The organism is uncultured Stenotrophomonas sp. (genome assembly GCF_963519125.1).
Lineage (GTDB): Bacteria > Pseudomonadota > Gammaproteobacteria > Xanthomonadales > Xanthomonadaceae > Stenotrophomonas.
Map to the genome: position 1 here is coordinate 1 of NZ_CAUQLJ010000042.1, position 14,132 is coordinate 14,132.

Annotated in this window: 15 protein-coding genes; 11 read left to right on the forward strand and 4 right to left on the reverse strand. The window is 66.7% G+C overall.

Annotated elements, in window-relative coordinates:
• The 6 genes from RYM47_RS19135 to RYM47_RS19160 form a co-directional block, all read left to right on the forward strand.
• A partial coding sequence (locus RYM47_RS19135; protein ID WP_315390065.1) for an FAD-binding protein occupies positions 1-758 on the forward strand: 758 nt, incomplete at its 5' end.
• 69 nt (positions 759-827) lie between these two features.
• Entirely contained in the window at positions 828-1,613 is a 786-nt protein-coding gene (locus RYM47_RS19140) for a succinate dehydrogenase iron-sulfur subunit (protein ID WP_315390067.1), read from the forward strand.
• A 91-nt stretch (positions 1,614-1,704) separates the two neighbouring features.
• Positions 1,705-1,953 carry a succinate dehydrogenase assembly factor 2 gene (locus RYM47_RS19145; protein WP_315390069.1) on the forward strand — a complete coding sequence of 83 codons (249 nt, stop codon included), beginning with the start codon at positions 1,705-1,707 and terminating at the stop codon, positions 1,951-1,953.
• Positions 1,954-2,375: 422 nt separating this feature from the next.
• Positions 2,376-3,617: a lipoprotein-releasing ABC transporter permease subunit gene (locus tag RYM47_RS19150; protein ID WP_315390071.1), complete on the forward strand. Its 1,242-nt coding sequence runs from the start codon at positions 2,376-2,378 to the stop codon at positions 3,615-3,617.
• Positions 3,610-4,323 carry a lipoprotein-releasing ABC transporter ATP-binding protein LolD gene (gene lolD, locus RYM47_RS19155; RefSeq protein ID WP_315390073.1) on the forward strand — a complete coding sequence of 238 codons (714 nt, stop codon included), beginning with the start codon at positions 3,610-3,612 and terminating at the stop codon, positions 4,321-4,323. The genes RYM47_RS19150 and lolD overlap by 8 nt, the downstream gene beginning before the upstream one ends.
• Before the next feature lie 86 nt (positions 4,324-4,409).
• A complete protein-coding gene (locus tag RYM47_RS19160; RefSeq protein ID WP_315390074.1) occupies positions 4,410-4,868 on the forward strand; it encodes a DUF6491 family protein in 459 nt (152 codons plus the stop codon).
• Between the two features lie 58 nt (positions 4,869-4,926).
• Here RYM47_RS19160 and RYM47_RS19165 read toward each other — a convergent pair whose 3' ends face one another.
• From RYM47_RS19165 to htpG, 4 genes are all read right to left on the reverse strand, one after another.
• Complete coding sequence (locus tag RYM47_RS19165; protein WP_315390076.1) at positions 4,927-5,196, reverse strand: oxidative damage protection protein; 270 nt, start codon at positions 5,194-5,196, stop codon at positions 4,927-4,929.
• A gap of 3 nt (positions 5,197-5,199) precedes the next feature.
• A complete protein-coding gene (mutY, locus tag RYM47_RS19170) occupies positions 5,200-6,330 on the reverse strand; it encodes an A/G-specific adenine glycosylase (protein WP_315390078.1) in 1,131 nt (376 codons plus the stop codon).
• Complete coding sequence (ftsY, locus tag RYM47_RS19175; RefSeq protein WP_315390080.1) at positions 6,299-7,675, reverse strand: signal recognition particle-docking protein FtsY; 1,377 nt, start codon at positions 7,673-7,675, stop codon at positions 6,299-6,301. The genes mutY and ftsY overlap by 32 nt, the downstream gene beginning before the upstream one ends.
• A gap of 77 nt (positions 7,676-7,752) precedes the next feature.
• Positions 7,753-9,645, reverse strand: coding sequence for a molecular chaperone HtpG (gene htpG / locus RYM47_RS19180; protein ID WP_315390081.1), 1,893 nt, complete (start codon positions 9,643-9,645; stop codon positions 7,753-7,755).
• 399 nt (positions 9,646-10,044) lie between these two features.
• Here htpG and rsmD point away from each other — a divergent pair, with 399 nt between their 5' ends.
• From rsmD to ggt, 5 genes are all read left to right on the forward strand, one after another.
• Entirely contained in the window at positions 10,045-10,650 is a 606-nt protein-coding gene (gene rsmD / locus RYM47_RS19185) for a 16S rRNA (guanine(966)-N(2))-methyltransferase RsmD (protein ID WP_315390083.1), read from the forward strand.
• Between the two features lie 7 nt (positions 10,651-10,657).
• Positions 10,658-11,167, forward strand: coding sequence for a pantetheine-phosphate adenylyltransferase (gene coaD / locus RYM47_RS19190; protein ID WP_315390084.1), 510 nt, complete (start codon positions 10,658-10,660; stop codon positions 11,165-11,167).
• A 44-nt stretch (positions 11,168-11,211) separates the two neighbouring features.
• Positions 11,212-11,703: a hypothetical protein gene (locus RYM47_RS19195; protein WP_070209087.1), complete on the forward strand. Its 492-nt coding sequence runs from the start codon at positions 11,212-11,214 to the stop codon at positions 11,701-11,703.
• Between the two features lie 97 nt (positions 11,704-11,800).
• Entirely contained in the window at positions 11,801-12,082 is a 282-nt protein-coding gene (locus RYM47_RS19200) for a YfhL family 4Fe-4S dicluster ferredoxin (RefSeq protein WP_315390085.1), read from the forward strand.
• Positions 12,079-13,815 (forward strand): gamma-glutamyltransferase, encoded by a 1,737-nt coding sequence (ggt, locus tag RYM47_RS19205; RefSeq protein WP_315390086.1) that lies wholly within the window; start codon positions 12,079-12,081, stop codon positions 13,813-13,815. The genes RYM47_RS19200 and ggt overlap by 4 nt, the downstream gene beginning before the upstream one ends.
• Positions 13,816-14,132 lie beyond the last annotated feature (317 nt).

Sequence of the window (14,132 nt, forward strand, 5' to 3'; positions counted from 1 at the left end):
TGCACAAGCAGCCGATCCCGGTCATCCCGACCGTGCACTACAACATGGGCGGCATTCCGACCAACTTCCACGGTGAAGTGGTGCGCAAGGTCGGCGACAACAACGACGCCGTGGTCCCGGGCCTGTACGCGATCGGCGAAGCCGCCTGCGTCTCGGTGCACGGTGCCAACCGCCTGGGCTCCAATTCGCTGCTGGACCTGGTGGTGTTCGGTCGTGCGGTGGCCAACCGCTGCGCCGAAACGATCACGCCGGGTGCCTCGCACAAGCCGCTGGCCGCCGATGCCTGCGACAAGGCGCTGGGCCTGCTCGACAAGCTGCGCTACGCCGACGGCGACACCCCGACCTCGGTCATCCGCGACAACATGCAGCGCACCATGCAGGCCGACGCGGCGGTGTTCCGCACCAGCGAAACGCTGTCGGAAGGCTGCGCGAAGATGGCACAGGTGTTCGATTCGTTCCAGGACGTCAAGGTCACCGACCGTTCTCTGGTCTGGAATTCCGACCTGATCGAAACCTACGAGCTGAACAACCTGCTGCTCAATGCAGTGGCGACGATCAACTCGGCCGAACAGCGCAAGGAAAGCCGTGGTGCGCACGCGCACGAGGACTTCCCGGACCGCGACGACGTCAACTGGCACAAGCACACCCTGGTCAGCGTCGACGACAAGGGCAAGTGCAGCTTCGACTACCGTCCGGTGCACATGTACACGCTGACCGACGAGGTTGCCGTGGTGCCGCCGAAGCCGCGCGTGTACTGATCGCGACCCCCGCCTACCATGCAATCCGCGCCTTGAGGGCGCGGGCCGCCTGAGCCAACGAGAGCAGCCATGGCCGAGTTTTCCCTGCCAAAGAATTCAAAAGTAACGAAGGGCAAGCACTTCCCCGCCGCCAGCGGTGGGAAGAACCTGCGCACCTTCAAGGTCTACCGCTGGAGTCCCGACGACGACAGCAATCCGCGCACCGACACCTACGAGATCGATCTGGACGCCTGCGGCCCGATGGTTCTCGACGCGCTGATCAAGATCAAGAACGAGATCGACCCGACCCTGACCTTCCGTCGGTCGTGCCGTGAAGGCATCTGCGGTTCGTGCGCGATGAACATCGACGGCACCAACACGCTGGCCTGCACCCGCGCCATTGCCGACTGCGGCAAGGCCGAAGTGCCGATCTACCCGCTGCCGCACATGAGCGTGGTCAAGGACCTGGTGCCGGACCTGACCCACTTCTACGCGCAGTACGCGTCGATCAAGCCGTGGATCCGGACCCAGACCCCGGCACCGCCGGACCGCGAGCGCCTGCAGTCGCCGGACGACCGCAAGAAGCTGGATGGCCTGTACGAGTGCATCCTGTGCGCGTGCTGCTCGACCAGCTGCCCGAGCTACTGGTGGAACGGCGAGCGTTACCTGGGACCGGCGATCCTGCTGCAGGCCTACCGCTGGATCATCGACTCGCGCGATGAGGACACCGGTACCCGCCTGGACGAGCTGGAAGACCCGTTCAAGCTGTACCGCTGCCACACCATCATGAACTGCTCGCGCACCTGCCCGAAGGGTTTGAACCCGGCCCTGGCGATTGCCGAGATCAAGAAGCTGATGATGGCGCGCCGCGCCTGATGTAGATCCACGCCCTGCGTGGATGCGTTGAAATGATCGAAACCGGTAGAGCCACGCCCTGCGTGGCTTTACCGTATCCGGAGCCAGCAAAATGGAAGAAGACGTCCTCGTAAAGAAACTCCGCTGGCGCTGCCGCCGCGGCATGCGCGAACTCGACCAGCTGTTCGGCCGCTATCTTGACCGCGAATGGCCCACCGCCCCTACCGAGGAGCGCGAGGTTTTCCTGTTCCTGCTCGACTGCGAAGACGATAAGTTGTGGCGCTGGTTCATGGGATACGAGCAGTGCCCGCATGCCCACGCCGTACCGCTCCTCAACAAGATCGGCGCCCTGCCGGCTTGAGTGGCGCCCCTCGCGCTGGCAGCTTGCCGCGCACCTGGGGTTCGCCGCGCTGATGCCCTGGGTCGCCAGCGCTACGGCGCTGCCTGCCGCGGCGCAGTGGCCGATGGGCCTGCTGGCCGCCGCGATGGCGGCAGGGCAGGGCTGGCACTATGCCCGCCGCCCATCCTGCAGCCTCGTCATCCCCAGTGGAGAGGGCCCAGCCTGTGTGGATGGCCAGCCGGTAGAAGGCCTTACCCTGCATGACCGCGGCCCACTGCTTGAGCTTCGCTGGCGTCTCGACGGCCGCCGCCAGGCCTGCCTGTTCTGGCCGGACACGCTGCCGCCGCTCCTTCGGCGTGAACTTCGACTGGCCATCCAGGCCCGTCCCATTTCCCGTTCACGTCCGTGATGGCACCATAGGCTGAACTGTCCGGCGTACCTGCATGTTCAAACCCATACCCGTCTCCATCGGCCTGCGCTACCTGCGGGCCAAGCGCCGTAACGGCTTCATTTCCTTCATCTCCATGGCCTCGATCCTCGGCATCGCGCTGGGCGTGACCGTGCTGATCACCACCCTGGCGGTGATGAGCGGCTTCCAGAAGGAGATCCGCGACCGCCTGCTGCAGATGACCGCGCACACCACGGTGACCACCGACGGTGCGCCGATGTCCGATTGGCAGCGCACCGTCGACATGGCCCGCAAGGATCCCCGCGTGGCCGGCGCCGCGCCGTACATCGAGATCCAGGCCATGCTCAGCGGTCCGCGCGTGCAGGGCGCGATCGTGCAGGGCATCGACCCGGCGCTGGAGCCGGCGGTCTCGGTGATCAACACCAAGGTCACCAAGGGCAGCTTCGACAGCCTGACCGAAGGCAGCTACAACCTGCTGCTCGGCCAGGAGCTGGCGCTGTGGCTCGGCGTGGACGTGGGCGATACCGTGCTGGTGACCCTGGCCGAAGTGCAGGGCACGCCCATGGGGGCCATGCCGCGACTAAAACGCTTCACCGTCAGTGGCATCTTCGAAGCCGGCTACAACGAGATCGACCGTGGCGTGGCCTACGCCAACATGGCTGACCTGGAGCGGGTGCTGCGCATGGACGGGGTGACCGGCGTGCGCCTGAAGCTGCACGACATGGACAAGGCGCTGGACGTCGGCGTCGATCTCGCGCAGAACCTCGGCGGTGCCTACCGGGTGAGCGACTGGACCAAGCAGAACGCCAACCTGTACCACTCGCTGCGCATGGAGAAGGTCGTGATGGGCATCCTGCTCTCGCTGATCATCGCCATGGGCGCGTTCAACCTGGTGTCTTCGCAGGTCATGCTGGTCACCGACAAACAGGCCGACATCGCCATCCTGCGTACCCTGGGGCTGACCCCCGGCGGGGTCATGCAGGTGTTCATGGTGCAGGGCTCGCTGATCGGCATCTTCGGCACCGTGCTCGGCGTGGTCGGTGGCATCACCCTGACCCTGAACCTGGAGCGCATCCTCGGCGCCATCGAGTCGCTGTTCAACATCAAGCTGCTGCCGGAAGACGTCTACTACATCACCGGCCTGCCGACCGACATGCAGACCCCGGACATCGTCATCATCACCGTGGTTGCGCTGGTCATGAGCTTCCTCGCCACCCTGTACCCCGCGTGGCGCGCTGCCCGCACCCAGCCGGCCGAGGCCCTGCGTTATGAATGAGCCGATCAACCGCGGCGACGAAGTGATCCGTGCCCAAGGCCTGGCCAAGACCTATGCCGAAGGCCGCATGCAGACCCCGGTGTTCAACGGGCTGGACCTGAGCGTGGCTGCCGGCGAAACCGTGGCCATCATCGGTGCCTCCGGCGCCGGCAAGAGCACCCTGCTGCACCTGCTCGGCGGGTTGGACACGCCGACCGCCGGTGAAGTGTTCGTGGCCGGCCAGAAGATGTCCTCGCTGTCCGACGGCCAGCGAGGCCAGCTGCGCAACCGCGCGCTGGGCTTCGTGTACCAGTTCCATCACCTGCTGCCCGAGTTCACCGCGCTGGAAAACGTGATGATGCCGGTGCTGCTGGCCGGGGCCGAGGTCAACGATGCGCGCCAGCGTGCCAACGCGCTGCTGGAGTCGGTGGGCCTGGGCCACCGCCTGGAGCACAAGCCGGGCGAGCTGTCCGGTGGCGAGCGCCAGCGTGCAGCCGTGGCGCGCGCGCTGGTCAACCGCCCGGCCTGCGTGCTCGGCGACGAACCGACCGGCAACCTGGACGACAAGACCGCCGCCACCGTGTTCGAGCTGATGCTCGAGCTCAACCGCGCGCACCACACCAGCCTGGTGCTGGTGACCCACGACCGCAGCCTGGCGCGCAAGCTGGACCGCGTGCTGGAGCTGCGCGAAGGACGTCTGCACGCACTCGCCCATTCCGACGTCTGAGCTGGTAGCTGAACGGGTTCGGGTCGATCACTGCCGTTCGACCCGGACAGGTGCATGATCGCGGTATCCACTTTCAGGCAGCTGCCATGAAGAAGCTGATCGCCATCGTTGTGCTGGGTCTCACGCTCGCCGGCTGCGCCACCGGTCGGCTGACCAGTGCCGAGCGCCTGGACCTGTACCGCGCCCACGCCGGGCCGCCGCAGAACTCAATGCCGTATTTCGGCACGCTCAGCGGCTGGACCGAGCTGGGCGACAGCGCGCTGGCGGTCTGGACGCGTCCCAGCGAGGCCTACCTGATGGAGCTGCGTGGTCCGTGCTACGGGCTGAGCTACGCCACGGCAATCGGGCTGACCAGCCGCACAGGGCAGGTGTCCGCGCGTTTCGACAAGGTGCTGATACGCGACCCCAACCAGGGCCCGAGCGTACCGTGCTTCATCGGCAGCATCCGCAAGCTCGACGTCAAGGCGCTGCGCGCCTCAGAGCAGGAAATGCGCCAGGCCCAGGTCCAGGAGCGGGAGGAAAACCAGGCCGCGCCGGAGAACTGAAAACGCTGGCGCGTCCCCGGAACGAAGAGCAGCCGGGCAGGGCCCGGCTCTACCGGGATCATGCCTCGGGAACGAACCCGGCTGGCTTTTCCGCGCCACCTGCGAACAGGAACTTGACCAGTTCTTCTTCCAGGAACGCGCGATGCTTCGGGTCGCGCGGCGAGAGGCGGTTCTCGTTGATCAGCATGGTCTGGTGCGCCAGCCACTTGCTCCAGGCGCTCTTGCCGATGCCGTTGAAGATGCGCTGGCCCAGCTCGCCGGGGTAGGGTACGAAATCCAGACCCTCGGTCTCGCGTTGTTCGTACTGGCAGAAAACGGTGCGGGGCATGGGCTACTCGATGTTTTTCAGGGACGGTGCAGCGCGTAGTTTACGGCGCACCGCGGGGGCGGGCGGAAGGCTGCCTGAATCCAGCAGTTTCCGGATCGGCGCGGGCAGGCCCAGCGCAGGCAGTTCATGGTCGGCGACCCAGCGCATCGCAGGGTCCTCGCCAAGCAGTCCCTCGACGCGTCGCGACAGTATCTGCAGGTGCAGGCGGTAGTGGCTGAAGGTGTGCTGCAACACCGGCAGTTCTTCGGCGTCTTCCAGCGTTCCCTGCACGTGCGCGTCGAACCAGTCCTGCAGCGCGCTGCCGCTGTCGGCCTGGGGCAGGGTCCACAACTGCGCCCAGATGCCGGTGTCAGGTCGCTTCTGCAGCAGCACGCGGCCCTGCGCATCGCGCAGCAGCAGCGCCACCGCCTCGCGTTCGGGCAGGGCTTTGCTCGGTTTCGGGGTGGGCAGCTGATCGCTGCGGCCTTCGCGGCGGGCCACGCAGTCCTGCTGCAACGGACAGATCACGCAGGCGGGCTTTGCACGCGTGCAGACCGTGGCGCCAAGGTCCATCTGGGCCTGGGTGTAGTCGGCGAGGCGGTCGGCGGGGACCGCTTCGACATGGGTCTGCGCGAGCGCCCACAGCACCTTTTCCACAGCCGGCAGGCCGGGGAAACCCTCGATGCCGTGGTAGCGGCTCATCACGCGCTTGACGTTGCCGTCGAGGATGGCGAAACGGTCGTTCCAGGCCTGGCTGAGGATCGCACCGGCGGTACTGCGGCCGATGCCGGGCAGGGCGTGCAGGGCGTCGAAGTCGCGTGGTAGTTCACCACCGTGCTGTTCAACGCAGCGTTGCGCGGCGGCATGCAGGTTGCGCGCGCGTGCGTAGTAGCCCAGGCCGGCCCATTGCGCCATGACCGCATCGTTGCTGGCGGCGGCCAGGTCAGGCAGGGTGGGAAAGACCTGAAGGAACTTCAGGAAGTACGGAATGACCGTGGCGACCTGGGTCTGCTGCAGCATGATTTCCGAGAGCCAGACCCGGTAGGGCGAGCGCGGGTGCTGCCAGGGGAGGTCGTGCCGGCCGTGGGTGTCGAACCAGGGGAGCAGGTGGGTGACGAAGGCGTCAGCCACCCAGCGCTTCCGGCAGCAACGCATCGACGAAGGCTTCCGGATCGAACACGCGCAGGTCTTCCGGGCGCTCGCCGATGCCGGCGAAACGGATCGGAATGCCGAACTCTCGGGCCAGCGCGAACACCACGCCGCCCTTGGCGGTGCCGTCCAGCTTGGTCACTACCAGGCCGGTGACAGTGACGGCGGCATGGAACTGGCGCAGCTGCGACAGCGCGTTCTGGCCGGTGGTGCCGTCGATGACCATCAGCACCTCGTGCGGCGCGCTGGGGTCGATCTTGCCGAGCACGCGGCGGATCTTGCCCAGTTCGTTCATCAGCCCGCCCTGGGTGTGCAGGCGGCCGGCGGTGTCGGCGATCAGCACTTCCGTGCCACGCGCCTTGCCGGCCTGCAGTGCATCGAACGCCACGGACGCGGCATCGGCGTTCTGGCCTTGGGCGACCACGGCCACGCCGTTGCGTTCGCCCCAGGCCTGCAGCTGCGCCACGGCAGCGGCACGGAAGGTGTCGCCGGCGGCCAGCATCAGGCTGTGGCCGTCGTCCTTGAAGCGCTTGGCCAGCTTGCCGATGGTGGTGGTCTTGCCGACGCCGTTGACGCCGACGGTGAGGATCACGAACGGCTTGGCGGTGCGGTCGATGACCAGCGGCTTGGCGACCGGCTGCAGGATCGCGATCAGCTCGGCGCGCAGCGCCTTGAGCAGTGCCGGGGCGTCTTCGAATTCGCGCGCCTTCATGCGCTTGCGCAGGCCTTCGACCAGCGCGGTGGTGGCGCCCACGCCGACGTCGGCAGTGATCAGTGCGGTTTCCAGCTCGTCGAGCAGGTCGTCGTCAAGCTTGGGGTTGCGCGAGAACAGACCGCCGAAGCTGCGCGCGATGACGCTGTTGCGCAGGCGGTCGCGCCAGCCGGTCTTGCCGGGGGCGGCCGGGGCGGCAATGTCGGTGGCGGCGGGTGAGGCCAGCGGTTGGGCCGCTTCCTGGATGATTTCGGTGGTTACCAGAACCGGGGCCGGGTCAGCGAGCAGCCGGGCAGAGCCCGGCTCTACGGCGGACGGCGGAGAAGGCATCGCAGCCGGAACCGCGGACGCAGGCGGAGCCGCCAGCGGTGCAGCCGGAATGGCGGATGTTTCGTTCAGGGCGCCTGGCGAAGCGGTCGGGACGTCCGGCGACGCAGCAGGTGCCACGGCCGGTACGGCACGCTCGACGGGCGTAGCGCTGGGCTCTGCGCGGCCGACCGGAGCGGCGGTGTCTTCGGCAACCGGGGCCTCACCGGCCTGCGGGAACGCGGCGGCCAGCTCTTCAGCCGTGTAGTGCTGGGTCTTGGGCGCGTCCTGCGGAGCGTCCTGGGGCTTTTTGCGACGGAAGAAACTGAGCATGGGAATCGGCGCTGAAATCAGGGGGATATGCTAGCACCCGGGCCCGTTGGGCCCGTGTGCATTGGCCGGTGGCAGTGTTATGCCGACAGTTCCAGCAGCAGCTTGTTGAGCCGGCGCACGTACGCGGCCGGGTCTTTCAGGGTGTCGCCGGCCGCCAGCGCGGCCTGGTCGAACAGCACCCGGCTCAGGTCGCCGAAACGGCCGGCATCGGCTTCCTGGTCGAGCTTCCCGATCAGCGGATGGCCCGGGTTGAACTCGAACACCGGCTTGCTGTCGGGCACCTTCTGGCCACTGGCTTCCAGGATCTGGCGCATCTGCAGGCCCAGGTCCTGTTCGCCGATGGCCAGCACCGCCGGCGAATCGGTCAGGCGGTGCGACACGCGCACTTCGGCCACGTCATCGCCCAGTACCGTCTTCAGGCGCTCGACCAGGCCCTGCTTGTCCTTCGCTGCCGCTTCCTGCTCCTGCTTGTCCGCTTCGGTTTCCAGCGCGCCCAGGTCGAGGTCGCCACGGGCGATGTCGACGAAGCCCTTGCCGTCGAAATCGGTCAGGTAGCCCATCAGCCACTCGTCGATGCGGTCGGTCAGCAGCAGTACTTCCACGCCCTTCTTGCGGAACACTTCAAGGTGTGGGCTGTTGCGCACCTGGCTGTAACTCTCGCCGGTCAGGTAATAGATCTTGTCCTGGCCTTCGGTCATGCGGCCGATGTAGTCGGCCAGCGACACGGTCTGCGCATCGGCCTCGCCGCGGGTGGAGGCGAAGCGCAGCAGGCCGGCCACCTTCTCGCGGTTGTTGTAGTCCTCGGCCGGGCCTTCCTTCAGCACCTGGCCGAATTCCTTCCAGAACGTGGCGTACTGCTCCGGCTTGTCGGCGGCCAGCTTCTCCAGCATGTCCAGCGAGCGCTTGGTCAGCGCCGCCTTCATCGAATCGATGACCGGGCCGGACTGCAGGATTTCGCGCGAGACGTTCAGCGACAGGTCGTTGGAATCGACCACGCCCTTGATGAAGCGCAGGTACAGCGGCAGGAACTGCTCGGCCTGGTCCATCACGAACACGCGCTGCACGTACAGCTTCAGGCCCTTGGGCGCGTCGCGGTGGTACAGGTCGAACGGCGCGCGGCCGGGCACGTACAGCAGCGAGGTGTACTCCAGCTTGCCTTCGACCTTGTTGTGGCTCCACGCCAGCGGGTCGCTATGGTCGTGCGCCACATGCTTGTAGAACTCGGTGTATTCGGCGTCGCTGATTTCGGTGCGCGGGCGGGTCCACAGCGCGCTGGCGCGGTTGACGGTTTCCCATTCGATTGCAGCGCCTTCTTCGCCGCCTTCCTTCGGCATCTGGATCGGCAGGCCGATGTGGTCCGAGTACTTCTTGAGGATGCTGCGCAGGCGCCAGCCATCGGCGAAGTCGTGCTCGCCATCCTTCAGGTGCAGGACGATGCGGGTGCCGCGCTCGGCCTTGTCGATGGTGGCGACCTCGAAATCGCCTTCGCCACGCGAGGTCCAGCGCACGCCTTCGGCTGCGGCCAGGCCGGCGCGGCGCGAGGTCACTTCGACTTCGTCGGCGACGATGAAGGCGCTGTAGAAGCCGACGCCGAACTGGCCGATCAGCTGCGAATCCTTCTTCTGGTCGCCGGACAGCTGGCGCAGGAAGTCGCCGGTGCCCGACTTGGCAATGGTGCCCAGGTGGGCGATGGCTTCGGCGCGGCTCATGCCGATGCCGTTGTCTTCGATGGTGATGGTGTGGGCGGTCGGATCGAAGCTGACGCGCACGCGCAGTTCGCTGTCGCCTTCCAGCAGGGCCGGCTGGGTCAGGGCCTCGAAGCGCAGCTTGTCGGCGGCGTCGGCGGCGTTGGAGACCAGCTCGCGGAGGAAGATTTCCTTGTTGGAGTACAGCGAGTGGATCATCAGCTGCAGCAGCTGCTTGACCTCGGTCTGGAAGCCCAGGGTCTCTTTGTGGGTCTGCTCGGTCATGCGACGGTGCTCCTTGAATACGGTGGCGCGCGGTGCGCGGCGGCTGGCTCAAGGGGTAGGGATCGATTGTTCCAATTTCAAGGTGGCGGCGTTTCAATTTATACGTGCTGGGGAAGCCGCCGGGCAGCCCCGCTCCGGGACACGCCGTGAACCGCCCTCCGGGCCCCGGCCCAATCGCCAGCGATTGGGCGTTCAGTCGCACGCGAGGCAGTGCCTCGCAAGCAGTGCGCCTTCACCCATGGGGGCTGCTAGAAAACATCCATGTTTTCTAGCGTCCCTCCGGGGGCTACCCGGCGGCTTCCCCCGACGGATGGTCGGGTCCGGAAAGAAAGGCAACGCCGGTAGCGCCGGCCGTTGGCCGGCCCTCGTGAATCTGCGGCGGCGCGGTATCCTTCACACATGAAATCTCGCTCTTCACTTTCGGCCCCTGTCGGCCAGGTCCGCATCATTGGCGGCAAATGGCGTAATACCAAACTGCCGGTGCCGTTGGCGCCGGGCCTGCGGCCGAGCAGCGACCGGGTCCGCGAGACGCTGTTCAACTGGTTGACGCCGCGCCTGGGCGGGGCCCGGGTGCTGGACCTGTTCGCCGGCAGCGGGGCGCTGGGGCTGGAGGCGGTCTCGCGCGGCGCCGCGCAGGCGACCCTGGTCGAGCGTGATGCCGGGCTGGCCCGGCAGCTGCGTGAATCGGTGGCGAAGCTGGGGGCCCAGGCCCAGGTCGAGGTGGTCCAGGGCGATGCGATGCACTGGCTGGCGCAGCGGCCGTCGGGGCTGGCCGACATCGTCTTCATCGACCCGCCGTTCGCCGATGGCCTGTGGGACAGCGTCCTGGCCGGGTTGGGGCCGCACTTGGCTGCCGACGCCTGGCTGTACCTGGAGTCGCCGGCCGGGCAGACCCTGCGCCTGCCCCCGGGCTTGCTGCTGCACCGGGAGGGGGGTACCCGCGAGGTCACCTTTGCCCTGTACCGCCGCGCCACTGTTACACTTTCACCAGATCAGAACGCGTAGCGTCCGCATGACCGTAGCCAACCGCCGCATCGCTGTATACCCGGGCACCTTCGATCCGATCACCAACGGTCACATCGACCTGGTGAACCGGGCCGCGCCGTTGTTCGAGAAGCTGGTGGTGGGTGTGGCGCAGAGCCCGTCAAAGGGGCCCTCGCTGCCGCTGGAGCTGCGGGTGTCGCTGGCGCGGGATGCGCTGGCCCACCACCGCAACGTGGAAGTGCGCGGTTTCGATACCCTGCTGGCGCATTTCGTGCGTTCCGAGCAGGGCGGGGTACTGCTGCGCGGGCTGCGCGCGGTGTCCGATTTTGAATACGAGTTCCAGATGGCGAGCATGAACCGCCACCTGATTCCGGAGGTCGAGACCCTGTTCCTGACCCCGGCCGAGCAGTACAGCTTCATTTCGTCCTCGCTGGTCCGCGAGATCGCCCGCCTTGGGGGTGACGTGTCCGGCTTCGTGCCGGCCTCGGTGCTCGAGGCGCTGCGCAAGGTCCGCGAAGCGAAGTCTGGCCCGTCGTAACCCCAAGACCTACACATACCAAGAATCACCAAGAGGGAGACTCCATGAACAACACCATGCGTGCCATGTTGATCGCGTCGTTCGCGCTGGCCTTCACCGCCTGCAAGAAGGAAGAGGCCGCGCCGGTCGCCGAAGCCCAGCAGGCGCTGGTCGCCCCGGCCAAGGACGACGATGCGGGCTGGAAGAAGTACCTGCAGGCCGTGGCCGTGCAGAACATGGGCAACATCACCAACAGCCCGTTCCTGTACTACCTGGCGCCGGAATCGGATCCGGAGTTCCAGGCCAAGTACGACCGCCAGGTCGAAAGCGCCACCGCTGCGGTCGCCCGTGGCGTGCAGCCGGGCAACATGCTGGCCTTCGGTTCGTCTGCCTCGGGCAAGATGGCCGACATGATCCAGGCCGTGTTCAAGGACGTGTCCGCCGACTCGATGAAGGGTGTGCGCGTGGTGTATATCGGCCAGGCCGCCGACAACGCCCGGGTGCAGTCGATCGTGCAGCCGACCGGCGCCGAGTACATCTTCGTAGAAGCCAAGTAAGCCGTGCCATGGCGGCCGCGCCCTGTGCGCGGCCCGGGCGGCGTCCCTGCATCGGGGCGCCGCTTTTCCCCTGCCGGCACTGGCGTGGAGTAACGCCATGACGCTGAAAATCAATGAGCTCTGCGTCAACTGCGACGTATGCGAGCCGGCCTGTCCCAACCAGGCCATTTCGATGGGTGAAACCATCTACGTGATCGACCCTGCACGCTGCACTGAATGCGTGGGGCATTTCGACGAACCGCAATGCGTGGTCGTGTGCCCGGTGGAATGCATCGATCCCGATCCGGACATTCCGGAAACCCAGGAGGCGTTGCTGGCCAAGTTGTTTGGGCTGCAGCGCGATCATCCCGAACTGTATGCGGAGTCTTCCCCCGAATGAAAAACCCGTCGCGTCGCTGGTTGTTGCTGGTCCTGCTGTGGACCCCTGCGCTCTGGGCCGCTGAGCCCGCGAAGGCGCCATTGGCCACCCATCCAAAGGGCGCGGCAATCGCCAGCGGCCATCATCTGGCGACCGAGGCCGGCATGGAGATCCTGGCCAAGGGCGGCAATGCGTTCGATGCGGCGGTGGCGGTGTCGTCGACGCTGGCGGTGGTGGAGCCGATCAGTTCGGGATTGGGCGGCGGCGGGTTCTTCCTGCTGCACGATGCGAGCACCGGCAAGGATGTGATGCTGGACGCGCGCGAGACGGCGCCGGCGGCGGCGACGCCGGAAGCGTTCCTGGACAAGAACGGCGAGCTGGACCGCGACCGTTCGGTGAACGGGCCGTGGTCGGCCGGCATTCCGGGCCTGCCGGCAGCGCTGGTGGAGCTGTCTGCGAAGCACGGCAAGCTGCCGTTGAAGGATTCCCTGGCACCGGCGATCCGGATCGCGCGGGAGGGCTTCCCGGTGTATGCGCGCATGGCCAAGGGCTACGCGTCGCGCCGTGAGGTGATGGAGCGTTTCCCGGGCACGCGTGAGGTGTACCTGCGCAACGGCAAACCGATCGCCGAGGGCGATGTGTTCAAGCAGCCGGAGCTGGCGCAGACGCTGGAGCGTCTGGCGGCCGGCGGATTCGATGGCTTCTACAAGGGCCAGACCGGCACGCTGCTGCTGGCCGGGGTGAAGCAGGCCGGCGGCAAATGGACGGCGGAAGAGCTGGCGGGCTACCGGGTCAAGCAGCGCGAGCCGATCGTGTTCAATTACCGGGACTGGAAGGTGACCACGGCGTCGCCGCCGTCGTCGGGCGGGATTGCGCTGGCGTCGATGCTGCAGATCCTGGAAGGCTGGGACCTGAAGTCGATGGATCCGGCGCACCGGACGCACCTGGTGGTGGAGTCGATGCGTCGTGCGTTCCGTGACCGTACGTTCTTCCTGGGCGATCCGGATTTCGTGCAGATTCCGCAGAAGGTGCTGACCAGCCGCGATTACGCGCAGGGGCTGCGTGCGACGATCCATCCGGAGAAGGCGACGCCGAGCGATCTGCTGTCGGGCAATCCGACGCCGCTGGAGGATGATGAGACGACGCATTTCTCGATCATCGACGGCGAGGGCAACCGGGTGGGTGCGACGCAGACGGTGAACCTGTTGTACGGGTCGGGCCTGATCCCGTCGGGCACCGGGGTGCTGCTGAACAATGAGATGGACGATTTCGCGCTGAAGCCGGGCACGCCGAATGCGTTCGGGGTGATGGGCTATGCGGCGAACGCGCCGAAGCCGGGCAAGCGCATGCTGAGCTCGATGACGCCGACGTTCATGGAGTCGGCGGACAAGGTGGTGGTGCTGGGCACGCCGGGCGGCAGCCGGATCATCACGATGGTGCTGCTGGGTGTGCTGGGCTATGACGACGGGCTGGACGCACAGCAGGTCGCGGCGCTGCCGCGCTTCCACCACCAGTGGCTGCCGGACGTGATCGAGGCGGAAAGCAACGCGTTCGATGAGGCGACGATCAAGCAGTTGCAGGCGATGGGCCACAAGATCGACCTGCCGGGCAACAGCGCCGCAGGCGGCCGCGGTTCCAGCCACGTCTGGGGCAACCTTCAGACGGTCGAATGGAACCGCCGCAGCAACGTGCTCAGCGTCGGTAGCGACCCGCGCAATCCGGTAGGCAGCGGTGAGATTTCCAAGTCCAAGTGATGCTTGGGATTGCATGTGATGCATGAGGCCGGGCTTTGCCCGGCTTCATGCTTTTGGCGAACAGCCGTCGCTTGCCGGGTTTCCCTGGCTTGGGCCGCCCGGTGCCGGTTTGCGGGGTCGCCGTAAACCCATCCATGGGGGCTAAGCGGACGCCATCCATGGCGCCGATTCCCCCGCAAACCGACCCCGGTCGACCCTTCGACAGACTGTCGGTGGCCACGGCAAACGCGTAGCGCCGGGCTCTGCCCGGCTGCTTTTTCCAACCGCACACGACCATGTATGGGGGCGGCCGCCGGGTAGCCCCCGGAGGGACGCTA